Origin of the sequence: Algimonas ampicilliniresistens (genome assembly GCF_030159955.1) — a bacterium.
Taxonomy (GTDB): Bacteria; Pseudomonadota; Alphaproteobacteria; order Caulobacterales; family Maricaulaceae; genus Litorimonas; species Litorimonas ampicilliniresistens.
This window is the reverse complement of the sequence record NZ_BSNK01000002.1, coordinates 1,216,757-1,241,921: the sequence shown is the minus strand read 5'-3', so window position 1 is coordinate 1,241,921 and position 25,165 is coordinate 1,216,757. Positions and strand designations below refer to the sequence as shown.

The 25,165-nt window shown below is 56.1% G+C and carries 25 protein-coding genes; 14 read left to right on the top strand and 11 right to left on the bottom strand.

What is annotated here, in order from left to right; translation table 11 throughout:
• Positions 1-345: 345 nt before the first annotated feature.
• Positions 346-3,534, bottom strand: a complete 3,189-nt coding sequence (locus tag QQL54_RS13825) for a TonB-dependent receptor domain-containing protein (RefSeq protein WP_284391832.1) — start codon at positions 3,532-3,534, stop codon at positions 346-348.
• Positions 3,535-3,826: 292 nt separating this feature from the next.
• Between QQL54_RS13825 and QQL54_RS13820 the strand changes: the two genes are divergently transcribed.
• Positions 3,827-4,516: a hypothetical protein gene (locus tag QQL54_RS13820; protein ID WP_284391830.1), complete on the top strand. Its 690-nt coding sequence runs from the start codon at positions 3,827-3,829 to the stop codon at positions 4,514-4,516.
• Positions 4,517-4,620: 104 nt separating this feature from the next.
• On the top strand, positions 4,621-5,523 hold the full coding sequence (locus QQL54_RS13815) for an MBL fold metallo-hydrolase (RefSeq protein ID WP_284391828.1): 903 nt from the start codon (positions 4,621-4,623) through the stop codon (positions 5,521-5,523).
• 37 nt (positions 5,524-5,560) lie between these two features.
• Here QQL54_RS13815 and QQL54_RS13810 read toward each other — a convergent pair whose 3' ends face one another.
• Both QQL54_RS13810 and pdxH read right to left on the bottom strand, forming a co-directional pair.
• Positions 5,561-6,463, bottom strand: coding sequence for a DUF1499 domain-containing protein (locus QQL54_RS13810; RefSeq protein ID WP_284391827.1), 903 nt, complete (start codon positions 6,461-6,463; stop codon positions 5,561-5,563).
• Positions 6,464-6,482: 19 nt separating this feature from the next.
• A complete protein-coding gene (gene pdxH / locus QQL54_RS13805) occupies positions 6,483-7,139 on the bottom strand; it encodes a pyridoxamine 5'-phosphate oxidase (RefSeq protein ID WP_284391826.1) in 657 nt (218 codons plus the stop codon).
• 125 nt (positions 7,140-7,264) lie between these two features.
• Here pdxH and QQL54_RS13800 point away from each other — a divergent pair, with 125 nt between their 5' ends.
• Positions 7,265-7,480: a J domain-containing protein gene (locus tag QQL54_RS13800; protein WP_284391824.1), complete on the top strand. Its 216-nt coding sequence runs from the start codon at positions 7,265-7,267 to the stop codon at positions 7,478-7,480.
• Between the two features lie 16 nt (positions 7,481-7,496).
• On the opposite strand, the gene QQL54_RS13795 is transcribed toward QQL54_RS13800, so the two are convergent.
• Positions 7,497-7,787, bottom strand: coding sequence for a TM2 domain-containing protein (locus QQL54_RS13795; protein ID WP_284391822.1), 291 nt, complete (start codon positions 7,785-7,787; stop codon positions 7,497-7,499).
• A gap of 146 nt (positions 7,788-7,933) precedes the next feature.
• On the opposite strand from QQL54_RS13795, the gene aroC reads away from it, so the two are divergent.
• From aroC to QQL54_RS13765, 6 genes are all read left to right on the top strand, one after another.
• Complete coding sequence (gene aroC / locus QQL54_RS13790) at positions 7,934-9,004, top strand: chorismate synthase (RefSeq protein WP_284391820.1); 1,071 nt, start codon at positions 7,934-7,936, stop codon at positions 9,002-9,004.
• A gap of 5 nt (positions 9,005-9,009) precedes the next feature.
• Positions 9,010-10,110, top strand: a complete 1,101-nt coding sequence (locus QQL54_RS13785) for an alpha/beta hydrolase (RefSeq protein ID WP_284391817.1) — start codon at positions 9,010-9,012, stop codon at positions 10,108-10,110.
• Positions 10,107-10,610 (top strand): RDD family protein, encoded by a 504-nt coding sequence (locus QQL54_RS13780; RefSeq protein ID WP_284391815.1) that lies wholly within the window; start codon positions 10,107-10,109, stop codon positions 10,608-10,610. The genes QQL54_RS13785 and QQL54_RS13780 overlap by 4 nt, the downstream gene beginning before the upstream one ends.
• A 126-nt stretch (positions 10,611-10,736) precedes the next feature.
• Positions 10,737-11,456: a hypothetical protein gene (locus tag QQL54_RS13775; RefSeq protein ID WP_284391813.1), complete on the top strand. Its 720-nt coding sequence runs from the start codon at positions 10,737-10,739 to the stop codon at positions 11,454-11,456.
• A 194-nt stretch (positions 11,457-11,650) separates the two neighbouring features.
• Positions 11,651-12,367, top strand: coding sequence for a YMGG-like glycine zipper-containing protein (locus QQL54_RS13770; RefSeq protein ID WP_284391811.1), 717 nt, complete (start codon positions 11,651-11,653; stop codon positions 12,365-12,367).
• 140 nt (positions 12,368-12,507) lie between these two features.
• Positions 12,508-13,116, top strand: a complete 609-nt coding sequence (locus QQL54_RS13765) for a glycine zipper 2TM domain-containing protein (protein WP_284391808.1) — start codon at positions 12,508-12,510, stop codon at positions 13,114-13,116.
• Between the two features lie 94 nt (positions 13,117-13,210).
• Here QQL54_RS13765 and QQL54_RS13760 read toward each other — a convergent pair whose 3' ends face one another.
• From QQL54_RS13760 to QQL54_RS13750, 3 genes are all read right to left on the bottom strand, one after another.
• On the bottom strand, positions 13,211-13,879 hold the full coding sequence (locus QQL54_RS13760; RefSeq protein WP_284391804.1) for a GIN domain-containing protein: 669 nt from the start codon (positions 13,877-13,879) through the stop codon (positions 13,211-13,213).
• A gap of 76 nt (positions 13,880-13,955) precedes the next feature.
• Positions 13,956-14,621, bottom strand: a complete 666-nt coding sequence (locus QQL54_RS13755) for a head GIN domain-containing protein (RefSeq protein ID WP_284391802.1) — start codon at positions 14,619-14,621, stop codon at positions 13,956-13,958.
• A gap of 103 nt (positions 14,622-14,724) precedes the next feature.
• Entirely contained in the window at positions 14,725-16,080 is a 1,356-nt protein-coding gene (locus QQL54_RS13750) for a dihydroorotase (protein ID WP_284391800.1), read from the bottom strand.
• 69 nt (positions 16,081-16,149) lie between these two features.
• On the opposite strand from QQL54_RS13750, the gene QQL54_RS13745 reads away from it, so the two are divergent.
• Positions 16,150-16,515 carry a hypothetical protein gene (locus tag QQL54_RS13745; protein ID WP_284391793.1) on the top strand — a complete coding sequence of 122 codons (366 nt, stop codon included), beginning with the start codon at positions 16,150-16,152 and terminating at the stop codon, positions 16,513-16,515.
• Here the strand turns inward: QQL54_RS13745 and QQL54_RS13740 are convergent.
• Positions 16,512-17,048 (bottom strand): VOC family protein, encoded by a 537-nt coding sequence (locus QQL54_RS13740; protein ID WP_284391791.1) that lies wholly within the window; start codon positions 17,046-17,048, stop codon positions 16,512-16,514. The two genes, QQL54_RS13745 and QQL54_RS13740, sit on opposite strands and share 4 nt — an antisense overlap.
• A 68-nt stretch (positions 17,049-17,116) precedes the next feature.
• Here QQL54_RS13740 and QQL54_RS13735 point away from each other — a divergent pair, with 68 nt between their 5' ends.
• The 3 genes from QQL54_RS13735 (at position 17,117) to QQL54_RS13725 (ending at position 22,022) form a co-directional block, all read left to right on the top strand.
• Positions 17,117-17,662: a hypothetical protein gene (locus QQL54_RS13735; RefSeq protein WP_284391788.1), complete on the top strand. Its 546-nt coding sequence runs from the start codon at positions 17,117-17,119 to the stop codon at positions 17,660-17,662.
• Between the two features lie 154 nt (positions 17,663-17,816).
• Entirely contained in the window at positions 17,817-20,870 is a 3,054-nt protein-coding gene (gene ileS, locus QQL54_RS13730) for an isoleucine--tRNA ligase (protein ID WP_284391786.1), read from the top strand.
• Between the two features lie 12 nt (positions 20,871-20,882).
• Positions 20,883-22,022, top strand: coding sequence for an FG-GAP repeat domain-containing protein (locus QQL54_RS13725; RefSeq protein WP_284391782.1), 1,140 nt, complete (start codon positions 20,883-20,885; stop codon positions 22,020-22,022).
• A gap of 5 nt (positions 22,023-22,027) precedes the next feature.
• Here QQL54_RS13725 and QQL54_RS13720 read toward each other — a convergent pair whose 3' ends face one another.
• From QQL54_RS13720 to QQL54_RS13710, 3 genes are read right to left on the bottom strand one after another with little or no spacing between them, the layout of a single operon-like run.
• A complete protein-coding gene (locus tag QQL54_RS13720; RefSeq protein ID WP_284391767.1) occupies positions 22,028-23,149 on the bottom strand; it encodes a CaiB/BaiF CoA transferase family protein in 1,122 nt (373 codons plus the stop codon).
• A gap of 12 nt (positions 23,150-23,161) precedes the next feature.
• Entirely contained in the window at positions 23,162-23,614 is a 453-nt protein-coding gene (locus tag QQL54_RS13715) for a DUF2155 domain-containing protein (protein WP_284391765.1), read from the bottom strand.
• Complete coding sequence (locus tag QQL54_RS13710; RefSeq protein WP_284391764.1) at positions 23,614-24,018, bottom strand: NADH:ubiquinone oxidoreductase subunit NDUFA12; 405 nt, start codon at positions 24,016-24,018, stop codon at positions 23,614-23,616. The genes QQL54_RS13715 and QQL54_RS13710 overlap by 1 nt, the downstream gene beginning before the upstream one ends.
• A 196-nt stretch (positions 24,019-24,214) precedes the next feature.
• Between QQL54_RS13710 and QQL54_RS13705 the strand changes: the two genes are divergently transcribed.
• Positions 24,215-25,126 carry a pentapeptide repeat-containing protein gene (locus QQL54_RS13705; RefSeq protein WP_284391762.1) on the top strand — a complete coding sequence of 304 codons (912 nt, stop codon included), beginning with the start codon at positions 24,215-24,217 and terminating at the stop codon, positions 25,124-25,126.
• Positions 25,127-25,165 lie beyond the last annotated feature (39 nt).

Here is a 25,165-nt window from a genome sequence, read left to right as displayed (position 1 = left end):
AATAATCGCCAGTAGATGATCAAGTTTGATCGTCCCGGCTTTCAAACTAAGATGATCTTGGCATAGGCGATACGTGCGCGGCGAAGCCCCTCTGATCTCGGCCCCTTCCAGCCCTTTAGACACGCCTGATCGTTGATGGCCTAACTGTATTGCCGATGCCCGACCGGCCCAGCGCTAACCACTGAGGAAAGCGTTTACAGTCAGTCGTCGCTCATTCGAACTATGTCGTCAGCAGAGATTGTCCGGGCTCACTCTGCAAGTCTTCCATAAAAAAAGCGCGCTCCGAAGAGCGCGCTTTCAATTTGAGATCAGTTCAGCCGGATCAAACCGGCTGTTCCGGGCTTTCTAGAAGCGCTTCGTGACATTCGCGAAGAATGTACGACCACCGATATCGTAACCAATACCGCCAAGGTTAGCGAGATCGTTGTTGTCCGTGATTGGAGGCGCATCGTTGAAGATGTTGTTGACGCCAACGCGGACTGCATATGTGTCCCGGTTGAATGTCAGTGACATGTCGTGAACCCAATACTCGTCCAAGCCATCATACTGGATACATGGAACATCAGCCGTGCGATCATTAGCTTGCACACAACGACCGAAGCCTGACGTCAGGATTTCCGTATCAACATCACCAGCTCGCTGACCCGTTGCAGGGTTATCTTCGTTGACGAAGTTTTCGATTTGGCTGTCGATGTAACGTGACTGGAACAGGAACTGGAAGTCTTTGTAACCAAAGACGTTCGTCAGATTCATGCGCCATTCCGGGTTACCAAACTCACCAAGATCATTGTCGAGGATCGTCCCGTTAGCCAGGAACAACTCTTCAGTCTGTGTCAGCATCTGAGTTGCACGACCGATCAAACGATAATCAATCGGAGCGTCAAGGAAGGAAGGCTCAACATCGAAACCAAATTCGAGGTTGTAATCGATACCTTCGACGATTTGCTCACCAAGGTTTTGGTTCGTCGCCGAGACGAAGCTGACTTCACCCGAGGAGTCGTTACCTGCAACGCGTGGGTCACGTGTAAAGAACCCACATGTCGGATCATCGAGGTTAGTCGAGTTGTAACAACGGTTTACGATCGTGACACCTGTCAATTGATCGATTTCATCCCGAACTTTCAGTTCGAAATAGGTCACCGCGACGCGGAAGTCGAAATCGTCCATCCATGGTTGATCAAACGTGAAACCCGCCGAGAAGGCTGTTGAAGTTTCAGGCTCTAGATCGGGGTTGGAACCACTCGCGATACGTGTCGGTGCACCGATGAAGCCCGCACTTGGCGTGCCAAGACCTGTTGTACCCAAAGAGAAGGGGTCCGTTCCAGGAATGTTGAAGGGTCCACCACCATTGACACAACGTGCAATCAGATCTGCAGCGCGTTGATCATTTGCAGGGATATATTCCCGTGTATCCGGTGTTGATGGATCGTTATCGGCATCAATGAACTGGATCGCAAAACCCGGGACCCGGCAAGGGTCTTGAGGGCTTTGGAAGCTAACGACACGACCGCCAAACTGGTCACCAACGGACGGCGCACGGAATGATGTACCGTATGTCGACTGGAATGAAAGCCAATCTGTTGGCTGATACTGACCCTTAACAGAGTAAGTCTCAGCACCACCGAAGTTGCTCTCTTCTGTATAACGGCCAGCAAGGTTGACTGTCAGAGACTCGATAAGTGGCTTGTCTTTAACCAGAGGAATCTCGAGTTCACCAAAGATTTCCTTAAAGTCACGTTCGCCATTGGCGCCCGGATCGCTTGTGAAGCCCAAAAACTCACCTGACAGAGAAGTGCGCGTTTCGATTTCATCCTGACGATATTCAGCACCAATACCAATAAGGACAGTATCACCAAACGGGATGTCAAAGAGGTCACCTGAAATGTAACCCGCAAAGACAGTCTGGAACACTTCCGTGTCCGTCAGACGGTTCGGGAACAGGTAAGCTGTATCATCAGGATCGGTAAATTGACCACCGAACAGGAAGGTCGGCTCAAAGAAGTTCAATGGACGACAATCGACCGTTTGTCCTTCATTCGGGATTGTCCGAGAATCACAGACAAACTCACCAGTTGCAGCGTCGAAGCGTGTGTTCGTCAACGTCTGCTCCAAACGCGGCACATATGGCAGGCCACTAACAGAGTCTTGACCGCTTGAGCGGGAATAGCTTCCGTAAACGTCGTAACCGAAGTTGCTCATAAAGTCGTTGTCAAGGAACGGGAGATCGCCCTTGAAACCACCGATCAAGCGCGATTGCGCAACAGACGTATCTGCGACTAGGCGCGTTTCGAAGAACAGAGTTGTTGGACGACCTAAGTTAAGAGGATCGCCGAAGTTGCTTGGCCCATAAGTCGTTGGGATCTGAAGACCGACCTGGTTTGGACCTTCTGTGTAAGTCCGGCGCTCACCGTAAGACGCTTCGAAATAGGCTGTCATGTCACCATATAGACCGGTGTCATATTCACCAAAGGCGAAGATAGATGTACGCTCAAAGTCCGGTGCGAACGCCGCATTAAATTCTTCTGGGAAGTTAAGCAGACGCTGACCACCGACACTGTCGGGTTGTAGAAGATCACCGGTGATACCAACTGGCGACCAGTTTACCGGAAGCCCAGGAATATTAGCCCCTGGCTCATAAGCAATGAAGCCTGCGGGACCGAAACCGGCAGAACCACCAGCAAATTGACCGTTGCGGCAAGTATCAGGGTTATAGATCGTACCACTTGCACCGATAGATACGGATGCGCGACAACCATTGGCATACGGCTCGTAGAAATCAGTCAGAGCAGTTTCGTTGAAGCCATCGACTTCATTGTGCTCAACAGCGACACTGATAAAGCCATTGTCATTAACAAGACCCGCTTTGGCGGAGTAGACTTCCTGATGTCCGGCATTGCCAGCAAATTCAGGCAATGTTGCGAAGACGTCAAATTCCAAGCCTTCAAAACCGCGTTGCAGTTGGTAGTTGATAACACCGGCAACGGCGTCAGAACCATAGATGGACGACGCGCCGTCCAGCAGGATATCAACGCGCTCAACGAGCGTACCTGGGATCAAGTTCAAATCTGGATTGGATGGCGCTCCGCGAACACCCGCTGGGGCGAGGCGACGACCATTGACAAGAACCAGCGTCCGGTCGGCGGTGAGGCCGCGCAGCGCTGCGTTTGATGCGCCAGGACCGTTATCCGTAGCAAGACCCGCAGATGTCGAAACACCGGTCGTGATTTGCTGACCCTGAACAACTGTTGTTTGCTGAAGAAGATCAGCAGCGTCGACAAGACCAAGATCACGAGCCAGCTCGCCATCAACAACCTGCAAAGGCGAAACGGATGTGAACTCATTCCGGCGCAGACGCGAACCGGTTACGACGATCGTATCTTCGTCTTCGGCAAAATCGTCCAGCTCTTCAGCAGCTGTTGTCTCTTCGACTTCGTCTACTGGCTGATTGTCCTGTGCGTAAACTGGAGCGGCAGCGAACAGAAGCCCTCCAAGTATAGACGTCTGCAGGAGACGCGCCTTGTCAAGAAATGTCATTCTTGTACCCTTCGAATGTGATTTGGGCGCGGGACCTCCCCTGCGCACTTGGTTTCCGTTAAAAATTAGAAAGGCGAGTCGAGCAAGTCCCTATATGGATAAAAATACAGAAAATTTTCCCTTTTGACCAAACTGTTGCAAATTTGTCACCTTAGTCGGTCGGAACTCGTTCTATCTTAAGTCTATGGTAATAATAGGCGCCCTGCCCTTTGCTCTTTCCAATCCCTGCGATTGATTGCTACACCTTTAAAACAATTCAAACGCGTTAAACGCGTCGTTTCGGGACTCGATCATGATGGCTGCAGTAGAATATAAACGGTCAATCACTCAGGCGGCTGTCTATATATCATTGGCGGCGATTATTATGACGCCGGCATGGGCCGCGCCTCTCGACCCAGTCTACGCGTGTGCGGAGGTTGAGGATTCAACAGCCCGCCTGGCCTGTTACGACGCGGCCGTCGGTCGACTTCAGCAGGCTGAAGCGAGCGGTGAGTTGACGACCGTTCTCCGATCAGAAGTTGAAGCTGTGGAGCGGGATGCGTTCGGATTCAATCTTCCCGCTTTGCCGCGACTTAAGGGCTTATTCGGTGGCGGCGATAAATCATCCAAAACCGCTAAACCGTCTGAGCGTGACGCCTTGACCGCGCCCGTCATCAGATCAGAGAGCGCCGCACTGACCCGTGAAGTCGACGCTAACCAAAGTCTTTCAGAAGCCGTATTGCGACCTGCCCGGGAAATCGAGGACATACGGAACATTACACTGGGTCTACGGTCGACCAAAGAATTTGGCGGATCAAAAAAGATCCGCTTCTATCTCGATAATGGTCAAGTATGGGATCAACAGGATACGCGCCGCGTCCGAATTCCAAAGGATAAAGCGGGCCGGACCAACACGGTTGAAATCCGCAAGGCGTCGTTGGGGTCATACCTTCTGAGGGTCAATGGCGAAGGCGCCGCAATCCGGGTCCGCCGGGTCCGCTGATCTCACGGAACTGTCACTGAGGCGGGCTGGACGGAGCTAAGCCGGCGCTTTAGTCGATACGAAGCGACTTATCACAGTCACCCAGGACGATAAGGCTTAGGACGTTGAGCATTCCATTCATCAAAGATTTCACCTTCGATTATGGGGTTGCAGAGCAGCTCAGCCCCCTGATCGTCCGTGTTATCGCCGACAATCCCGGGCCCTTCACCTATACAGGCACGGGCGTATATATCGTCGGCGCCGGTGACAGCGTCTGCGTGATCGATCCCGGCCCGACGACCCCCAACCATGTGACGGCCATCGATAAGGCCCTAGAAGGCAAGTCCGTCAGCCATGTTCTGGTCACTCACCATCATATTGACCATAGCCCCCTCGCCGCGCCTCTGGCAGCCAAGCATGGTTGCAATGTTTATGGCTACGGCACGCAACCCGTCGCGCCACAAGGCGGAGAAATCCGGCTGGAGGCGGGCGATGATCTCTCTTTTAAACCGGATGTCGAGATCCGCGACGGCCATCGGTTCGAAGGGCCGGATTGGACGATCACGGCAGTCCACACGCCGGGTCATACGTCCAACCATCTGTGCTTCGCTTTGACAGAAGAAAACACCTTATTCTCCGGCGATCATATTATGGGCTGGTCGACCTCAGTCGTCTCACCGCCCGATGGGGATATGGGCGACTATCTGGCGTCGCTGAACCGCGTCTTGGACATGGACTTCGACATCATCCGTCCGACCCATGGTCCAGCAATCACAGAGGTCAGAACGTTTGTTCAGGCCTATATTGACCACCGTTTGGCGCGAGAGGCCCAGATCATCAATGCGATTGACTCTGGTCTGACCTGCATTGGGGACATTGTCGCCAGCCTTTATAAAGACGTCGACAAGCGTTTGCATCCGGCGGCGGCGCACAGTGTTTTATCGCATCTGATCCATATGCGGAAAACCGGCCGCGTCGTGGCGACAGGCCCGGACGGTCTGCGCCAAGAATACCAGATAGCGGCTTAGGTCGCCTCAGATCACCACGCGGGCGAGCGCAAGTGCGCTAATCTGCCAACGCATCCAAGAATTTTTTGACCCGCGCCGCATTGGCGCCAATGTCAGACAGTCCGACGCGGCTGACCGACCGGACATCAACCCGGGTTCCATCCCCTTGCGCTGGGCGCAGGCGGATCGAAATATCATCTTCAAAGCCATACCAGAAGGTGGTCGCCGTCGCTTCGATACTGCCAGCTGCACTGTCTGAGTCCTTGATGGCCCAGCCCATATCGCGCGCCACCTGTTCAACCCGACCAAAGACTACATCTGGCGCTTCACTCAGGACCAGCGTACGAATTTCTGGATAGGCCTGCGTTTGCAGGGCTGACACTAGCTTTGTCACGGGTTCGCCATTCGCATCGCGTTGCCGCGTGGGGGCTCGCTTACCCGCATAATCGATTGTATTTACGCCTTTGACGGCGTTGCGTTCGGCCATAATCGTTGCCCCAAACACGGGCGGGTCTTGCGTGTCCGTCGTAATATCGTGGATCAGCGGCAAGCTTGCGACTTTAGCTTGCGTCGCTTTGAGGTTAGCAAATCCTGCGATTGGGATGATGATTGCGAACACCGCAATAACGATGCCTTTGCGAGGTTTGATCAGCAATGCGAAAGCCAGCGCGATCAATCCGGCCACCAGCGTCGCGATCAGCAAGACCGGGCCGACTTCCCGTGTCAGAGTGCCGAGCCCGAATTGCCAAGACCAGAGGCCAAACTTCGCGCCAAATCCGGCAAGGATAAACACCAGCGGTGATAGAATGGTGAGACCCAGCGTAATTCGCAGCACCCAGCGCCGCGCAATCATCCGCTTCTTCTCGCTTGTGTCGAGATCGAAAACCTTCGGCTCAGGCGTTTCGGTCACAACCGGATTGTGATCAGGGTTGTCAGTCGGCTCGGGAGTTGGATCAGTCATGGGCGCGCTTTAGCTGGGCTTAGGGATAAAGACGAGTCTTCTCCCACGCATCACCGGACCGCGTGAACAAGATGCGGTCATGCAGGCGAAACGCACCGTCCTGCCAGAACTCGATAGAATCTGGGACCACGCGGTAACCAAACCAATGATCGGGGCGTGGAACATCGGCATCCTCAAACCGCGCTTCGGTTTCTTCCATTGCAGTGATCAAAGCGTCCCGGTCTGCAACCGGCTGTGATTGTTGGGAGGCCCAAGCGGATAATCGCGACCCCCGCGCGCGGTTGCGATAATAGGCGTCCGACGCGTCAGCCCCCACTTCGATCACCGATCCACGCACCCGCACTTGCCTGCGTTGCGTTTTCCAATGGAAACCAAGCGCGGCCTTGGCGACCTCACCCAATTGCTGCCCCTTGGCTGAGCGAGAATTAGTATAAAAATCAAATCCTTCATCGCTGAGTCCCTTTAGCAAGACGATCCGCACATCGGGCTGTCCGGATCCATCAACTGTGGCCAAAGACATGGCGTTTGGATCATTCGCTTCCGTGGTCATCGCATGTGACAGCCATTGATCGAACAAAGCCATGGGGTCGGCGGCGTCAATCCAAGACAGATCTCGCTCGCTTGTATCGGACAGGTAATCTGTCGCCGATGGAGAGGATGGAATGGACTGGGTCATGCGATATTTTTCTCGAATTATGATCCGTTAACTACGTCCGTTAGGGGGACGTTGACTCTCTGTAGCGCAATTTAGGATTAGTTAAGTACAATGTCCCGCACATATTGAATAGGATGCCCGCCTCAATGACTCGCCAAAAAGCGCTTCTGATCCTCGGTTGCCCGATGAATGCTCGCGAAGCCGATATTCGCGGCGCTTGGCGTAAAAAGGCGAAGTTCTTTCACCCGGACAGCCCCTACGCCAATATTGGCGCGTTCATGCAGGCCAAATCTGCCTTCGAAACGCTCATCCCTCCCGCACCGCAAACGATGCGGGTTCGCGCGGGCGCACGTCGGTTCTAGGCCTTACAGATTTCCCCTAGATAGAGATCAAGTAGCGAATTTCTTCGTTTCGATCCTCGGTCAAGCGCGGAATTAAGAACGCATCGACAACAAACCAGACCACCGTTACGACAAGCCCCACGACGCTGAGCGATAGCAAAAACATAATCACGGCTGACCCCGTACGCCCGAGATAGAATCGGTGAGCCCCCAGCAAACCCAAAAAGAGCCAAAGTACATAAGCGCCTGCGACAGATTTCTTTCTAGCTTCGAACGCTAGGTTTGCTTGCATATCTCTGCGGATAGATGGATCAGCGAGGCTATTCATTATTGTCTCGGTCTTGCACACGGTTTGGCGTTTCCCGTCTTCTCTACAATGGGAGCGCCCGCAAGCAAACGCGCATTTGTGATGCCAACAGATACAGTCGACCAAGCCGCTGGCATCACAATACTTAAGCCGCTAAGTCAGCGGCCATGTCGTTTAATTCCTATGGTCATTTGTTCCGCGTCACGAGCTGGGGGGAGTCGCATGGCCCCGCCATTGGTTGCGTCGTCGACGGCTGCCCGCCGCGCATTCCCCTGACAGAATCCGACATCCAACCTTTCCTTGATGCGCGCCGTCCCGGCACGTCGCGCTTCGTCACCCAACGCCGTGAACCCGATCAGGTGCGTATCCTGTCTGGCGTGTTCGAAGGGATGACGACCGGAACGCCGATCAGCCTGATGATCGAAAACCAGGATCAGCGATCTAAAGACTATTCTGAGATCAAAGACCGGTACCGCCCCGGCCATGCCGACTACACTTATGATGCCAAATATGGCCATCGCGACTATCGCGGCGGCGGACGGTCCAGCGCCCGCGAAACGGCGACCCGGGTTGCCGCTGGGGCCATCGCCCGCAAGATAGTCGGCGACGTCACCGTGCGCGGCGCGGTCATTTCAATCGGAGATCAAGACATTGATCGCTCACAATGGAATTGGGACGAGACTGGCAACAATCCCTTTTGGTGCCCAGATGCCGCCGCTGCTAAACAGTGGGAAGACTATCTCGACGGTATTCGCAAATCGGGAAACTCGGTGGGCGCCATCGTTGAAGTCCAAGCGGACGGCGTGCCCGTCGGCTGGGGCTCCCCCGTCTATGCCAAGCTCGATACAGAGATCGCGGCAGGCCTGATGAGCATCAATGCTGTCAAAGGCGTAGAGATCGGCGACGGCTTCGCCGCCGGACGCGCCAAAGGCACAGATAATGCCGACGAAATGAGGATCGGCGAAGACGGCCAGATTGAATTCCTCGCCAACCACTCCGGCGGCGTTCTGGGTGGGATCAGCAGCGGTAACACGGTCGTCGCACGCCTCGCCATCAAACCCACCTCCTCCATGCTCGCCCCGACTCGCTCAGTGAATGCGAAGGGCGAAGAGGTCGACGTTGTTACTAAAGGCCGCCATGACCCCTGCGTCGGCATTCGCGCAGTTCCTGTTGCTGAAGCGATGATGGCCTGCGCCCTCGCCGACGCCTTCCTGATGCACCGCGCCCAAATCGGATAGTCTCTATGCTCCACCTTCTCCTTATCCCCCCGGCTTTTGCGGGTCTTGTCGGTCTTGTCGCTTGGGGTGTAACCAAACGTCTGTCTGGGAAAGACCTCAAGGCCTTTGATCAAGCGCCGCCACTCCACCGCGACACGGACCCGAATAGTGACGGGCTCAAAGTCGTGAACGACTATCTGGTCGAGAACTTCATCAAACCGGCCCAAGCTGCCAATGCCAAAACCGGCTGGGAGAATAAGCGTGAACGTTTTGAGCAAGCGGGCCTAGCACGGACCGATCTGGTGGCTGAATATCGTGACGCCACTGTCGAAATGAACGGCCAGACCGTGCATGGTCGTTGGACCTTGTTGCCGGGTTACGACCCGGACCGACGCATTCTCTATCTACACGGCGGAGCGTTCACTGTCGGGTCTGACATCTCGCACCGTCCGATCACATGGAACCTCGCCAAGCGAACGGGATGCGCTGTATTCACGCCGAATTATCGGCTGATGCCAGAAAACTCGCGCCGTAATACGATTGAGGATAGCCGCGCAGCCTATCATTGGATTTTGGACAATGGGCCGGATGGTCCAGCGCCCGTCGAAGCGCTCGGCGTGGCGGGCGACAGCGCTGGTGGCAACCTGACCCTAATGATGATCAATTATGCGCGTGATCATGGATTGCGCCAGCCTGATGCGGCCTACGCGCTGTCCCCGTCGTCAGACGCCACCGCCGCATCACCAACGTTCAAAGAGAACATCGAAACCGATCTGATGCTGCAGCCCTTGTTACGCCCATTGCTTAAACTGCCGCGTCCGCTTCTACTTGCGGGGATGCGTTACACGGCCAAAATCAACCCGTCAGACCCGGACGTCAGCCCAATCTTCAATGACCTTAGCGACCTGCCACCCACCCTTGTGCAAGCCAGCCAAGAAGAGATGCTGTATGGCGACGCCGTGCGTTATGTGAATAAAGCCAAGGCCGCCGGATCGCCCATCGAGCTACAGGCTTGGTCGCATATGCCGCATGTGTTCCAAATCTTTGACGATGTGCTGCCCGAAGCTCGCGACGCACTCGATGAAGCTGGGACGTTCTTCCGCAAACACGGAGTCGCCAAACCATGAAGCATCCGTTTCGACGTATCGGGGCCTATCTGGTCGACTATGGCGTGATCCTTGTCTGGTTAGCCGCGCTGTTTGCAATGGCCAGCCTAGGCTGGCTAACAATCAGCATACCAGAGGTCTTTTCGACGAAAGCCCGGTGGATCGCCCAAGGGCAAGCCTTTCTGATGGTGACACTGCCTGTCTGCCTATATTTCATCCTCTGCGAGATGGCGGGGCGGAAAGCGACGTTAGGCAAACGGGTGATGAAGCTGACCGTTGATGGGCGTCCGGCGAAGGTCATCCTGCGCAACATTTTGAAATTTGCGCCATGGGAAATGGCGCACACCGGCATCTGGCACGGCATGGATGTGCCGTTCGGTAGCGCCCCGACCGCTTTGGGCTGGTCCCTCTTTGCGGTCTCTATGGGTCTTTCGGGTCTCTATCTGATCTCGCTTTTCATTGGCGATGGACGCCCGCCCTATGACAGATTGGCGGGCACACGGGTCACCCGTCTGAGCTGACGGCGACCATTAACCATTCTTAAACCGCGCATGAACGCACGGCTCAGAGTGGCTTCAAAGAGCATCCCCTAGTTACATCTCATCGGCGGGACTTCCCCCAGCCCGAGCCAACCAGGAGATGTTTCCATGCGAAATACTTTTACAAAATCCCTGGCTGCCGTCTCCCTGGCCGCAGCTGCCCTCGCCCTTCCGACAGTTGCGTCGGCTGGCGATTACCGCAAATGCAAAGACACTGAAGCTACAATTGCCGGCGGCCTAATCGGTGGTTCGCTCGGCACCGTCCTTGGCGAAGAAATCGCAGGTCACGGTGACAAGACCGAAGGCGCAATCGCCGGAGCCGTCATCGGCGGCATCATCGGCGCGGCTATTGGTGACGGCGCGAGTGATTGCGAGAAAGATGGCCGCATCTACCGCAATGGCCGGGTCATCAGCACCTATCAGAATGCCAATTATCGTCAGCCTGCCTATCAGACAGTCGGCCATAATGGACATCAAACACGGTCTCGCGGTCATCGTCCGCACCATCGCGGCTATGATGACCGCCAGCGTCAATCCAGCTACGGCTATTCGTCCCGTCAGCACGATCGCGACTTGCGCCGCATCGACCGCCGCATTGACCGGTTACGCGATGAACGCCGCGATCTGAAGCAGCGTCAACGCTATGAGCGTCGCGGCCGCTGGATCCAGCGGCGTCTGAACGAGATCAGCTATGAGCTGGATCATCTGAAGGATGAGCGTCGCCGGGTGAAGCGCGCCTATGATAATCGTCGCGACCGTCGGGATTATCGCCCCCGCAACCGCCGCGGCCACTATCACGGTCAGACGGTCTGTTACTCAGATCACTAGCCCTATTCGGTCTCATCGGTGGACGGTCCGTCCCATCTAGCCGACCTACTGAAGAGCTGAAGGAACCCCGGTCCGAAAGGATCGGGGCTTTTTTCGTCTAAAAAGAGAAATGGCCCGACGCTTGCATCTCCTCAGGGGAACCCGGCGCTTCACTTCGACAAAGCGACGGACAAAATAGATAGCAGGAGTTCGACATGAAACTATTTCTATTAGGCGCTGTAACGCTGGCGGGGTTCGGCGCACCGATGGCCGCGAATGCGCAGCTTTTTGGCAGCGTGGATAATAACACGCTACTTTATGGCGGTGCCGGGGCTGGGCTCGGGGCCTTTGCGGGCTCACAGATCGCCCCGTCCGGCAATCGAACAGAAGGCGCTGCGATCGGTGCGGTCACAGGCGGGCTTTTGGGCGCAGCCTATGGTAACTCTCAATCGACCTATTACGGAAACCCTTATGCTGGACAGTTCAATCCCGGTTTTAATCAGCGCAACCTGATCGGCACTGGGATCGGTGCCGGCCTGGGCGGTGTCATCGGTTCAAACATTGCCGGCTCCGGACAGCGGCAAGAAGGCACGGCCATCGGGGCTGCGCTCGGCGGTCTCGCAGGTTACACGATCGCTAACCGGACAGCTCAGCGACCAATGCGATACGGTAGCATGCCACAATATTCGTCTTATGGACCTAGTTATGGGCCATCCTATGGCCACCCACATCAGCCGCGCGTGACATACGCTCGCGCGCAACCGCATTATCAGCCCTACTATCAAAGCCATTATACAACCCAGGCCTATTACCCGTCGGTCTATCATGGCCAAATCGCCCCCGCGCCAGCATGGCCATCAACGCCGACCTATTACAGCCAGCCTACGACATCTGGTTGTTCAGACGGAGTTTGCCGACGCCGTGTTTGGTAGTGGCGACCCTTAATATTGGGTTCAGCCTTCATTCAGCTTCGGTAGGTTTATGGAACGCTGCACGGTCTTAACTCTTTGTTAAGACTCGAATCCACCGAGGTGCCGGGACGGGCGCTTTGCCATGCAAAAGGACACGACCCATGATGAAGAGACTTGCAACGGCCTTGGCGGCCGTGGGCGCATTGGCCCTTTCACCGTTGAGCGCTCAGGCTCATAATACGAGCTATCAGCACTACCATCAGGGTTCTAGCTCTAACAATAATCAAGTCGTCGGGGGGCTCGTTGGCGCTGGCGTCGGCGCCGTACTTGGCAGCCAAATCGCCGGCAGCGGTGCGCGCACTGAAGGATCCGTGATCGGCGCTGTCGTGGGCGGTCTAGCCGGAGCAACGATTGCTGGAAGCGGTAATCGGAACCATAGTTACTCCGGTGGCCACTATTATCAGCAGCCTCGGTCAACTTATTACCACCAGCCGCGAACATATTACCAACAGCCGCGCACGCATTATCAACAACCGCGGACCTATTATCAGCAGCCGCGGACGCATTACCAACAACCGCGTACTTATCATCAACCGCGGACGCATTACCAAACGCGCACTTACTATCAGCAACCTCGGACCTATTATCAGCAGCCGCGGACTTACCATCAGCCGCGCGTGATCTATCAGCAGCCCCGCACACATTATCGTCCGCGGCCCGCACGTCGCGGCCACTATCATGGTCGGACGATCTGCTATTCCACGCACTAGCGAAGACGCGCTTGTGAAAAATGATCACACCCCAAAATCAAAAGGCCCGGCGATTGCCGGGCCTTTTTTATTTCATTCGAGGTCTCTCGCCGACCTAGCGTATGTTCACTTTGGCCATTCGACTGCTCTCAACATCCCTGTCTGATGGATTGCCATAAACATCGATCTTACTCATACCGCCCGAGTCAGCTTTGATACTTTTTGCTGCATAAACGGACATTTTTCCGACCCCGCCCATATCGGCATAGACATGATCACATTTCAGCGCCTCGGCATCGACTTTGCCAACACCGCCCATATCAATATTCAACCGTGAACAGGCACCCGATAACGTCAGATCACTCACGCCGCCCACATCGATACTGATACGACCGCCAGTAAAGGCTGAAATCTCTCCCGACGCGACACCGGAAACATCTAAATCCGTCAACTTAGGCATCGTTACAATGACTCGAACCGCGTGATCGTGACGATCATCGTCCCGATCAAAGAATTTATGGTTGTTTTTCTTACTCAGATAAAGCGTGTCGCCCTTCAGCTTCACTTCAAGCCATTCTGCACTGTCCTCTGTCGCCTCAGTCCTGACTGAGAAACGTTTTCCGGACCGGACATCCAGTTCGTAAACGCCACTTACATCGATGCTGTCAAACCCGCGAAAATCGTAATCGGCGATGACGTCGCGTTCAATATTATCGCCATCATGCGCGACCGCTGTTCCAGCAATCAAAAGTGTCGTTGCGGCCGCAGCCAGAAGATATTTCATACTGTCCTCCTTAGGGGACTATAACTGATGAGAACTATGAGACGCGACGTGGAACGTCGCACCCCCGTTAAGTGGATCAGCGAATTTTGATCGACGAGAACATCGACTTATCCGTCGAAACATCTGTCGGACCGCCATGAACGTCGATACTGCCCATACCGCCGACGGTCGCGTCGATACGCTCTGAGGCATAGACATCCATCGACCCCATGCCGCCGAGTTCAGCATTTACATCGGCACATTTCAGATCGTGTGCGTCGAGGTCACCCATACCCGCGAGCTGAATATCGAGCCGATCGCATGTTCCGCTTAAAGCCAGATCGCTAATCCCGGCGATATCGACATCGACATCGCCGCCCGTAAACGCGCTCACTTCGCCTGTCGCAATGCCGGCAACCTCTAGGCTCGATAATCTAGGCATCGTGACGATGGCCAATATGCCTTTATTATGGCGACCTCTGGTCTTGTGACCTTCATCATCTTCTGCGCCCAGAACGAGCGTATCGCCCTCTTGGCGAACCTTCATCCATTTCGCGTCTTTTTTGCGCGCCTCTGTGCGGACTGAAAATTTGTCGCCGGAACGGATGTCGAGCTTATAGACACCAACGACTTCGATCTTGTCGAAATCCTTGAGGTCGTGAGTCTGTTTGACGTCGCGCTTTACATCATCATCGTCGCCATGAGCCATAACCGGACTGGCCAACAGGGCCGCGGCTATCACGCCGCTCAATAAAGTTTTCATCAGGGTCTCCTCTCGATCCTTATTGAAAAACGATAATAAACGACAAGTGTCGTGTCAACCTAGATATTCATCTCTGACTCGTCGATAGTGACTCATAGATATCTCAGAGGCATTCCGCGAAGCGGTATGGTTTGCCCTGTGCCTCGCCTATAATCTCGTCCTCTTGCATCACGATCCGACCATCAATGATCGTATGAGTCGGCCAGCCCTGAACCTCTCGGCCATGATAAGGCGTCCAACCGGATCGGTTCGCTTGATCTTCATCGCGCAAGGTTCGGGTTGCTTTCATATCAACAATTGTGATGTCAGCATCATAGCCTGCGGCCAGTCGGCCTTTGCCGACAACACCCCAAACTCTGTTCACGCCGTGGCTGGTCAAATCGACAAAGCGTTCCAAGCTCAGCGCGCCTTTATTGACCCAGTCTAGCATCAGCGGAACGAAGGTCTGAACGCCCGGCATGCCGGACGGGCTGGCGGGATAGGGCATGGATTTTTCTTCCAGCGTATGCGGCGCATGGTCGGTCCCCATCACATCGAATGTGCCATTACGCACGCCTTCCCAAAGCCCCTGAGCGTTTTCATAATCGCGGATTGGTGGGTTTTGCTGCACCCGACCTTCAAGCTGCTCATAAGCCTCTGGCCCGTAGATCGAGAGATGGTTCGGCAGGATTTCGCAGGTCACGAGATCCTTGTTCGCGGCCAGTATCGGCACTTCCTCGGCCGTCGAAATGTGTAGCACATGAATGCGCTTATTGGCTTCGCGCGCCATGCGGATCAGGCGTTCGGTCGAGATGATAGCCGATTGTTTGTCGCGCACATCCGTATGTGAGGTCCAGTCGCCTTCGCGGGCCAAATGACGCCGCTCCGCCATGCGGGCCTCGTCCTCGCTATGGAAACTGGCGCGGCGATTGATGGATTTCAGCACGCGCCGAAGCCCCTCATCATCGGCGATCAGCAAGTCACCCGTCGACGCTCCCATAAACACTTTCACCCCGCAACAGCCGGGCAAACGCTCTAGCTCATTCAAATGATCGGCATTGGCGTGAGTGCCCCCGACATAGAAGGCATGATTGCAAAACATGCCGCCATGATCGACCTTGCCCGCCGCGCGGTCGAGCTTGTCCTGTAACATCGCCGCCGTCGAGGTTGTCGGATTGGTATTGGGCATTTCGAACACGCCCGTCACGCCGCCGAGCACCGCGCCCATCGATCCCGCGCGCAAATCTTCCTTATGCGTGGGTCCAGGCTCCCGGAAATGAACTTGGCTATCGATCACGCCGGGCAGCACGTGCAAGCCAGTAGCATCGATCACCTCGCCCGCGCTGGCTTGGCCGAGCGATCCGATGGCGACGATCTTTCCGTCCCTCACGCCGACATCGGTGACGCTGCGCCCGGAATGATTGACGATGGTGCCGCCGCGAATAAGAAGATCAAAAGTCATAGCTGGGGTCTGGGTCATAATGTCACCTTAGCCAAGTCTGGGCGGGCTCGCGACTCCCGTTCGTCACAGAATTCCGTATAAAGCTGTATGAGCCCGGAACGCCTATCCCAACGCTGGTTGAGTCTGCGGTGCTGGCTCGTCCTCACGGTCTTGCCTGCGGCCCTCACCCTATTAGCTGTCTTGGCGCTGCTCAAACTCATCGGCCCCGATGAGAGAACCTTAGATCACACGGCGGTCATGGTCGGTTTTGCGGCGCTCTATTTTACCATATTTCGCGGCGGTCACATGCTGATGATTCGAAGCTTGCACCGTGACATGATGCGCCACCATGAGGAAGCCTATCGAGAGGCGCTCGCCCAGTTATCGCAAGGCGAGCTGCGGCGCGCCAACCTCGGCTTCACCTTGGCCCGCATAAAGCGGGATATCCTCGTGAAAAGCCGCGGCGAGGATTAATCCTCCACCTCATACAGCACGATCATATGGCCGTCCGGATCAATGAAAGCGACTTCGGTGAAGATGAACTCCGTGCCGCCCGTCGTTTTAGGCTCTGTCATCTCAAGCCCCATTTTCGCCAGTTGATCCATCTTGTCGGCTAAGCCCGTCACACCAATCACGACCGTGCTCATATAGGGACGGTCAGCGGGGCGCGGCAAATCGACATTCTTGACCTCGGTCAGGCCAAGCACGCGATCTTCCCCCGGTTCACCCAAATAGGTGTAACGCATCCGGCCTTCGCGCGGGATGTTGAAGACAGGGTAGGAATAGCTGTCGAGCGAACTCTCGCTAACGGGCGCGCCTTCAAACCCCAAAATATCGCGATAGATTTTCAGCGACCGGTCTATGTCGGCGACCAGCAGATTTGGGCGCTTAACATGCGGATAGACGAAGCTGGTCTGTTTGGCCGGTTCAGCTGACAAGGTGGTGGTTGTCACACTCGTCGCGCAGGCTGGAAGGATTAGAAGGAGGGGGAGAAGAAGCTTTTTCATGCTCGCCCCATAGCGGCTCGACACAAGGACGCTTTGACCTGTGTTCAACGCTGTGGCAGCGGACCATCATGGACGACACAAGCGCAGCCGAAGATTGGGAGCAAGTTCAGGCGCTGTTTCCAGCGCAGAATAGCATAACATCAAAAAGCTGGACCTTTGGGTTCAGCGGTCGCCTGCCGCGCACGCGGATAGACCGGCTGATGCAGACCCAAGCCGCAGCCAAGCTCGCCCTGATGCTCGATCAACGCAGCAATATGCGTATCAAAGCCCTGCGCACCTTCGCGGCCGTCAATCTGGAACAAGCCACCGCGGCCTTCCGGATTTCTATTATCGCCAATGTGTCGGTTCCGATCTTATTGTTGACCGTTATCAACCTGTTGTTTCCGGGCAGCCTTGGCCGCATCTTTCTATCAACGTTCGAAGTGAGTCAGCAGTTTTTGATGATACAATTGGGAGTCATGTTTCTCACTCTGTCATGGCTCCTGGCTGTTCTCATCTACGCCGTGGCTTGTCTGAATCAGGCCCGGGATATTCGTCATCTGATCGATCTGACCGCGGCGGAGCGCGGCATCTATTTCGGGCTTGAAGACATTGATGAGATGCAAAGCGACTAAGCCCTGCCGCCTTGCCATCGACCGCTGGCCCGGTTAACCCGCTCCTATGTCGACCATTCGAATTATCACCCCGATACGCGCCCTCTAGGCAGAGTGGCCTGCGCGTGTCGGCACATCCGAACTCCCCGACAATTTTATACCTGAAGACATCATCATGACGACTGACAGCCAAGACTCTTCCCCTGATTCTGGGCCGCGCGATTATCGCGACACGCTCTTCCTCCCAAAGACGGATTTCCCCATGCGCGCCGGCCTGCCCAAGGCCGAACCGAAATGGATCGAGTTTTGGGACGAGCAGAAGCTCTACCACACGCTGCGCGAACAATCCGAAGGGCGCGAAAGCTACACGCTGCATGACGGCCCGCCCTACGCCAATGGCCACATCCATATGGGTACGGCGCTGAACAAGATCCTCAAAGATCTGATCAACCGTTCGCACCAGATGCTCGGACTCAACGCCAATTATGTCCCTGGTTGGGACTGTCACGGCCTGCCGATTGAATGGAAAGTGGAAGAAGAATTCCGCGCCAAAGGCCGTGGTAAAGACGATGTGCCAGCGTCCGAATTCCGCGCCCGCTGCCGCGAATACGCCAAAGGCTGGGTCGATATTCAGAGCGAAGAATTTCAGCGCCTCGGCGTCGTCGGCGATTGGGACAATCCCTATCTGACGATGCGGTTTGAGTCTGAGGCCGTGATCTGCGCCGAGCTGCTCAAGATTGCTAATTCAGGCCAACTTTATCGCGGCTCCAAACCGATCATGTGGAGTCCCGTCGAACAGACCGCGCTGGCCGAAGCCGAAGTCGAATATGCCGACCGAAGGGTTACGCAGATCTATGTGCGGTTTCCGGTGAATTATCGACGAGGAAAGTCCGTAAACGTTGACGATTTCGATAAGGTGGTAAGTTCCAATAGTAATTTACGTGACGACCAAAAGGAACAACTCAGCGCACTTCAAGATTTCACTGAAACCGGAAAAGGAATGCTTGAAACTGGCGGCCAATCCTTCGCCACGGATAATATTTCGATCGTCATTTGGACAACAACACCCTGGACAATTCCGGCTAATCGAGCCGTCTCTTACTCGCCTTCAATTCAGTATGGTTTGTATGAAATCACGGAATTGGAAGAGGTTGAATTCGACCTCGGTCAGTCCATCGGCGACAAATTGATCGTTGCCGACGATTTATGGGAGAGTGTCGCCAAAGCCAGCTTCATCAAAGATTCAAAACGCGTCACTGACATCAATACCAATGACCTCAGCGATTTTGTCCTCGATCATCCCCTTCGCCACATGCCCGGCGCGGACGGCAAATATGATTTCCCCATCCCCATGCTCGAAGGCGACCATGTCACGGCCGAAGCCGGTACGGGTTTTGTCCATACAGCGCCGTCCCACGGCGAGGACGATTTTAATGTCTGGATGAGCAATGGTGACAAGCTGGCGAGCCTTGGCATCGACCCCGCTGTGCCACTGACCATGGATGATAAGGGCTGTTACACCGACGTGATGCCGGAGCGCTTCGAAGGTCTCGACGTGATCCGCACGTCCGGCAAGAAGCGCGGACAAGACGGCAAGGCCAATCCTGAAGTCATCAAAGCACTTGTCGAAACGGGCAATTTGCTGGCCCGCGCGCCGATGACCTTGCGCGACGCGCATAGCTGGCGCTCCAAAGCTCCGGTCATTCGCCGCGCCACGCCGCAATGGTTCATCTCTATGTCCAAGGACAGCCTGCGCGATAAAGCGCTGGCCGAGATCGAGCGGACGAAGTTCTGGCCCGAGCGCGGTCGCAACCGCATTGGCACGATGGTCAAGGACCGCCCGGATTGGCTGATCAGCCGTCAGCGCAATTGGGGCGTACCGATCACACTGATCGTTGGCCCGAATGGCGAGCTTCATACTGAGCGCGCCGATGCCGACGCCGTCAACGCTAAGATCATAGAAGCCGTCTTCCATCACGGCGTCGACGGCTGGTTCAACACACCGATTGAAGAACTGATGCCGGAGAATAATGCGGGTTGGGAAAAGGTCAGCGATATTCTGGATGTCTGGTTTGACAGTGGCTGCACCCACGCGTTTTGCCTCAAACAACGCGACGATCTGCCCGACCGCGCCGACCTCTATATGGAAGGCTCGGACCAGCATCGCGGTTGGTTCCAGTCGAGCCTGATGGAGAGCTGCGCCGTTTACGGTGAAGCGCCTTATAAAGGCATTCTGACCCACGGTTTCGTGGTCGACGCCAAGGGGCTGAAAATGTCCAAGAGCCTCGGCAATGTCATGGCGCCGGAAGATCTGATCAAGAAATTCGGCGCGGATATTATCCGCCTCTGGGTATCGTCTTCCGACGTCACCGAAGAAATCCGTATTTCCGACGAGGTCATCAAGACCAATACGGATAGCTATCGCAAGCTGCGCAACACGCTGCGCTATATGATCGGCGCGCTGGATGGGTATGACGAGAGTGAAGCTGTCGATTATGCCGACATGCCCGCGCTGGAACGCTGGGTCTTGCACCGCTTGCACGAACTCGGCTCAGATCATGAAGAGCTTGTGCGCAATCACGACCACCGCGTGATCTTCTCTCGCCTGTTCAACTTCTGCACCAATGATTTGTCGGCCTTCTATTTCGACATTCGTAAGGACGCGCTCTATTGCGATCCGCTGGACAGCACCCGCCGCCGCGCCTGCCGCACGGTGATGAATGCGCTGTTTGAACGGCTAACGACGTGGCTCGCCCCGGTCCTCTGCTTCACCATGGAAGAAGTCTGGCAAGCCCGACGGCCTGGGTCCAGCGTGCATCTAGAAACCTTCCGCGACTGTCCAGACGCGTGGCAGGATAACGCCTTGGCAAAGCATATTGAAACCGTTCGCGCGACCCGTGAGCAGATCAATGAGACCATCGAACCCATGCGGGCCGAGAAGGTTATCAAATCCAGTTTGGAAGCGTCTGTTGTCGCGCCGACGAGTGGATTGGCGGAGGCGCTCGACGCGCTCAGCGTGATCATCGCGGATGATTATGCCAACCCTTCTGATCCGACCGACACATTGGCCGACTATCTGATCGTATCGAATGCGGTCCTTGGCGAGGTGATTACGGTCAGCGACTTGAAAGAAACAGACGCCAAGAAATGCCTACGCAGTTGGAAATACTTCCACGGCGAGGGCGAGATCACACCGCGCGATGCAGTGGCCGTATCACGGTTGGATTAGGCGAAAATCGGCATGACTAAACAGGGCTACAACACGCAAACGGTCACTCCGTCAGCCCTCCTTCTGACGGTCATGTTGATCGCGGGGTCTGCCACGGCTCAGGACGCCCCATCCGCACCAAACTTTCGGGCTCACCCGTTCTTGCAATTCGATGCTGGTGATGGCCGGACGGCGGATATTGCGCTCGCCGATGTGGACGGTGACGGTGATCTGGATGCGCTCGTGGCCAATGGCAGGCACTGGGCGCAGCAGGATTTCGTGTTTCTCAATGCGGGCTCTGGGCGCTTTCTGGAAGCCAGACGTTTGGGCGATGGTCTCGCGGCCAGCTACGCGCATTTGGTCGCCGATTTTAATGCCGATGGTCACCCTGACATAGTCACGCTTGGCGATCAGATCCCCGCCATGCTGCGACTGAATGACGGATCGGGCCAGTTTGGCGCGGCGCTTCGCTTGGCAAATACGGACGGCCATGTGCGCTCCGGGACCGTGCTGGATGCCAATAGCGACGGCCAGCCGGATATCGCCATTGCGACACGTCGTGGCGCCGATGTGATCCTGCTCAGCGACGGTCTAGGCAGCTTTTCTGCGCCGATTGATTTGCCGGGTGACGGCAAAGGATCGACGGGGCTTGCGACCGGAGACTTCAACGGTGATGGCCGTACTGACATCGTCGTCGCGCGCCGTGATGGCTCCGCCAGTGTGGTGATGATGAATAGAGGCGATGCCAAGTTCGGCGCCGTGCCCTTGAACGGTAGTGTTGGCGATCACCGCAAGGCGGTTGTCGGAGATTTCAACGGCGACGCAACCCCAGACATTTTGCTGGTCAGCACGGATGGCGACCACAAACTCTACACTGAGACGAACTCGGACGGTTTTGGCGGCCCCCTATCGATCAACCGGGACGGGCACGCCACGCAGGCGATGGCAGCGGCGGACCTAAATGCTGATGGTCGGCTGGACCTTATCGAGGGGAATGATGGGACCAATTATATCCTGCTCAACCGGGGCGACGGGACGTTTGCTCCACACCCACTGTCTGATGACACAGACGACACTTACGGCGTCAGCGTCGCGGATATGAATGGGGACAACCGATCGGATATTATTATCGCCAATTCAGGCGCGGCCAACCGCGTCCTGACCCAGCGATAGAGCGATCAATCGCCACTCGGTATGTCTTTGCCCGCATGTCTGACTGCACCGGGCGTCTTGCTTAATTTCGGAAACACACCCTGCATCGGCACTTGGCCGTAACGGTCGCTCTCCACGGTCACGATCGCATCGCGCGCCGCATAATGCGGATCGTTCAGCATATCCGCTGCCCGGTAGAGCTTGCTGCAGGGCACGCCATGTTCATCCATGATGCGCTGCACGGCGTCCGCTGGATGTTGGGAAGTCCACTCTGTAATCCGCGCGTCCAACTCCGCTTGGTTGGCGCCGCGCGCAACATGGTCCGCATAGCGCGGATCGCTGGCTAGTGTCGGCGCGCCCATCGCGTCCGCCAACCGCCCAAACACTGTGTCTTGATTGGCCCCGATGACAACTTGCCCGTTGGCGCATTCATAGATGTTGGACGGCGCGATACCGGGTAGATAGCTCCCCGTACGTTGGCGGATGAACCCCTCAATCGCGTGTTCTGGAATCGTCGCCTCCATCAACGATAAGACGGATTCGTAGATTGAGGCATCGACCACCTGCCCCTCACCCGTCTTGTCGCGGTGGTGCAGCGCCGTCAGCGTGCCAATCGTCGCAAACAGAGCCGCCAGACTGTCGCCCAGAGAAATGCCCGCCCGCGCCGGTTTGCGGTCTGGCTCCCCAATCAGCGCGCGCAATCCGCCCATCGCTTCACCGACCGAGGCATAGCCCGCACGTTTCGAATAAGGTCCGGTTTGACCATAGCCAGAAACGCGCACCATAATGAGACCGGGATTGATCGCGGACAGCGTGTCATAGCCGAGCCCCCACTTTTCCATCGTGCCGGGTCGGAAGTTTTCAATCAGAATATCGGCATCTGCGACAAGCGCCTTGAGCGCCGCCTGCCCGTCAGCTTCACGCAGGTTCAGAAACACGCTCTCTTTATTGCGGCCCAATATTTCCCAAGACAGCGGATAGCCCTCGCGGCCCCAGACCCGCATCGGATCGCCGACACCCGGCTGCTCGACTTTGATGACGTGCGCGCCGTGATCGGCCAGCATTTGGCCGCAAAACGGCCCCGCGATCAGCTGCGCGACCTCGATAACTTTCAGATCGGTGAGCGCACCTTGGCGGGACGAAACCATCGTTGAACGGCGCTAGAGCCGGTCCGGGCGGTAGTCGTCAGCGCGGCGCAGGCTCTCATTACGCTCGGGCGCGACGCAGCCAATCACCCAAACGTCGTAGACGCGGTGATCCAGCGCACTAATGGCGGGGCGCGACGCGAACATCCAACCCGAGAACACCCGTGCGCCCTCTTCTGCGGCTTCGCCTGTCTCTTCCAACAGCCGATCATCAATCTGCAGAAAGGCATAAGTTTCTGGCAGTTCGGTCGGCGGCGTTTTTTCACAGTGGCGTGCATGAATGGTCAGGCTCCCAAACTCGAGCGAGTCACCAATCGGCACCGTGTAATCAAAGGTCCGCGCCGTTACTTTATCCAGCGCCCGTAGCTCAACCGCCTCGCCCATCAAATTGGGCGGCGGCGTAGCGGCACTCGCCAGAACAGGCAGAGCCATCGCTATCAGGATCGATATGCGGCGCAGTGCGGGCATTAGTCCCCGGGTGTCCAGGCTTCGTAATCGGACGCAACCTCATCACGGTTAGCGCCCCTGTCGAGTGACCCTTTTGGCTTGTAAGCCCCCGGTGTCCCGGTCAGGTTCTTCTGATGTGGCAATTGCCAGTCATGGCGACGAATACCCAACTCATCCGGCTTTTCGTCATAGGTATGGTGCAGCCAACCATGCCATTCGGCGGGCACAGTCGTCGGATCGGCATAGCCCTTATAAATGACCCAGCGGCGTTTTCGGCCTTCAAATTCAGGGCTGGCCGTCTTGGCCTCATGGTAGGTATTGCCGGACGCGTCCTCACCGACGGTCACGAATCCGCGCTTAACGGAGAATAGCGTGCCCAGCGTTGCGCCGTTCCACCAAGTAAAAAGCCGTTTGAAAAAAGCCATGTGAGTCGGATCCGTCTTCGGTTCGGGCAGCTTATGCCCGCGCAGGCAACGCGCGTAAAGCGCAAGGGTGACAGGAATATGGTCAGTTTGGGCCTGTTTTCGCCGTAAACACTCTATCAACCATTACTGACAAAATCTTACTTTCTTACGACTCCGTAAGTGGAGCTTTGGCCATTGGCCCATCTATAACCCCCTCGTGCGCTATCACTCCCAAGCCACAACCTTCCGCGTCATGCTAGGCGCCGCGCTGCTCGCTTTGCCCGTATCGGCAAGCGGGCAGTTGCGCGTGGACACGCGGATCGTTGCTTCATCCAGCTCCTGCTCGCAGTGTGATCTATCGGGCAAGCGCATGAATGGTATGACGCTTAAAAACGCGAATTTCGCGGGATCGCTCTTTAACAACTCAAACCTGTCTGGCGGTAAACTGCATGGGTCTGACCTGACTGGCGCGCATTTCCGCAAAGCCATGCTCTACGGCGTCACGGGCGAACAGGTCATTATGCGCGGCGCCGTCATGGAAGACGCGACCCTGACAGAAGCCAGTCTTTCGCACTCCACTATGCGCCAGGCGAATTTGCACCGGGCTGAGCTGACCCGCGGGACATTCAGCGACAATGATTTTCAGTCGGCCAATCTGATTGGCGCGAGCGCGGCGTCTGCGGACTTTACGCGATCCAATTTCGACCGGGCGCGCCTCGATAATGCTGATTTGACCAAAGCCACGCTCGATGCTGGCCAGTTTACAGGTGTGCGGTTTGGGTTTGCCAACCTGGAAGAAGCCTCACTGAAAGACACCAACCTGTCAGATGCCGACATGACCCATGTGGTTGGATTAACGCAGGGACAGTTGGATCAGGCCTGCGGTAACATGAATACGCGCCTGCCGGACGGGTTGAACTTGTCCTATTGCGAAGGCGCGATTGGTACGAAACCAAACGCCCATCCGCCGCGCCATCCGCGTCGCGTTCAGGCTGCTATGCACGGGCTCGACCGAGCGATTTTGGACATTGAAACCTTACTCGCCGTGGAAACCGACGCCCCGACACGCTCGCGCCTACAACGGGTCCACCGCGACCTCACCCAATCGCGCGAAGCGATCCGGCGTTAGACCAGCAGCCGAACGGCGCCGCCGTTCGACAATTCGCTG

What these genes read in the sequence shown, in the direction of transcription:
- QQL54_RS13755 (WP_284391802.1), bottom strand. Translation starts at nt 14,621, where the DNA reads ATGAAAACTTTATTGAGCGGCGTGATAGCCGCGGCCCTGTTGGCCAGT.
- QQL54_RS13745 (WP_284391793.1), top strand. Translation starts at nt 16,150, where the DNA reads ATGAGCCCGGAACGCCTATCCCAACGCTGGTTGAGTCTGCGGTGCTGG.
- QQL54_RS13750 (WP_284391800.1), bottom strand. Translation starts at nt 16,080, where the DNA reads ATGACCCAGACCCCAGCTATGACTTTTGATCTTCTTATTCGCGGCGGC.
- QQL54_RS13785 (WP_284391817.1), top strand. Translation starts at nt 9,010, where the DNA reads ATGCTCCACCTTCTCCTTATCCCCCCGGCTTTTGCGGGTCTTGTCGGT.
- QQL54_RS13725 (WP_284391782.1), top strand. Translation starts at nt 20,883, where the DNA reads ATGACTAAACAGGGCTACAACACGCAAACGGTCACTCCGTCAGCCCTC.
- ileS (WP_284391786.1), top strand. Translation starts at nt 17,817, where the DNA reads ATGACGACTGACAGCCAAGACTCTTCCCCTGATTCTGGGCCGCGCGAT.
- QQL54_RS13710 (WP_284391764.1), bottom strand. Translation starts at nt 24,018, where the DNA reads ATGGCTTTTTTCAAACGGCTTTTTACTTGGTGGAACGGCGCAACGCTG.
- QQL54_RS13825 (WP_284391832.1), bottom strand. Translation starts at nt 3,534, where the DNA reads ATGACATTTCTTGACAAGGCGCGTCTCCTGCAGACGTCTATACTTGGA.
- pdxH (WP_284391826.1), bottom strand. Translation starts at nt 7,139, where the DNA reads ATGACCCAGTCCATTCCATCCTCTCCATCGGCGACAGATTACCTGTCC.
- QQL54_RS13765 (WP_284391808.1), top strand. Translation starts at nt 12,508, where the DNA reads ATGATGAAGAGACTTGCAACGGCCTTGGCGGCCGTGGGCGCATTGGCC.
- aroC (WP_284391820.1), top strand. Translation starts at nt 7,934, where the DNA reads ATGTCGTTTAATTCCTATGGTCATTTGTTCCGCGTCACGAGCTGGGGG.
- QQL54_RS13775 (WP_284391813.1), top strand. Translation starts at nt 10,737, where the DNA reads ATGCGAAATACTTTTACAAAATCCCTGGCTGCCGTCTCCCTGGCCGCA.
- QQL54_RS13740 (WP_284391791.1), bottom strand. Translation starts at nt 17,048, where the DNA reads ATGAAAAAGCTTCTTCTCCCCCTCCTTCTAATCCTTCCAGCCTGCGCG.
- QQL54_RS13820 (WP_284391830.1), top strand. Translation starts at nt 3,827, where the DNA reads ATGATGGCTGCAGTAGAATATAAACGGTCAATCACTCAGGCGGCTGTC.
- QQL54_RS13800 (WP_284391824.1), top strand. Translation starts at nt 7,265, where the DNA reads ATGACTCGCCAAAAAGCGCTTCTGATCCTCGGTTGCCCGATGAATGCT.
- QQL54_RS13720 (WP_284391767.1), bottom strand. Translation starts at nt 23,149, where the DNA reads ATGGTTTCGTCCCGCCAAGGTGCGCTCACCGATCTGAAAGTTATCGAG.
- QQL54_RS13780 (WP_284391815.1), top strand. Translation starts at nt 10,107, where the DNA reads ATGAAGCATCCGTTTCGACGTATCGGGGCCTATCTGGTCGACTATGGC.
- QQL54_RS13735 (WP_284391788.1), top strand. Translation starts at nt 17,117, where the DNA reads ATGGACGACACAAGCGCAGCCGAAGATTGGGAGCAAGTTCAGGCGCTG.
- QQL54_RS13810 (WP_284391827.1), bottom strand. Translation starts at nt 6,463, where the DNA reads ATGACTGATCCAACTCCCGAGCCGACTGACAACCCTGATCACAATCCG.
- QQL54_RS13795 (WP_284391822.1), bottom strand. Translation starts at nt 7,787, where the DNA reads ATGAATAGCCTCGCTGATCCATCTATCCGCAGAGATATGCAAGCAAAC.
- QQL54_RS13715 (WP_284391765.1), bottom strand. Translation starts at nt 23,614, where the DNA reads ATGCCCGCACTGCGCCGCATATCGATCCTGATAGCGATGGCTCTGCCT.
- QQL54_RS13760 (WP_284391804.1), bottom strand. Translation starts at nt 13,879, where the DNA reads ATGAAATATCTTCTGGCTGCGGCCGCAACGACACTTTTGATTGCTGGA.
- QQL54_RS13770 (WP_284391811.1), top strand. Translation starts at nt 11,651, where the DNA reads ATGAAACTATTTCTATTAGGCGCTGTAACGCTGGCGGGGTTCGGCGCA.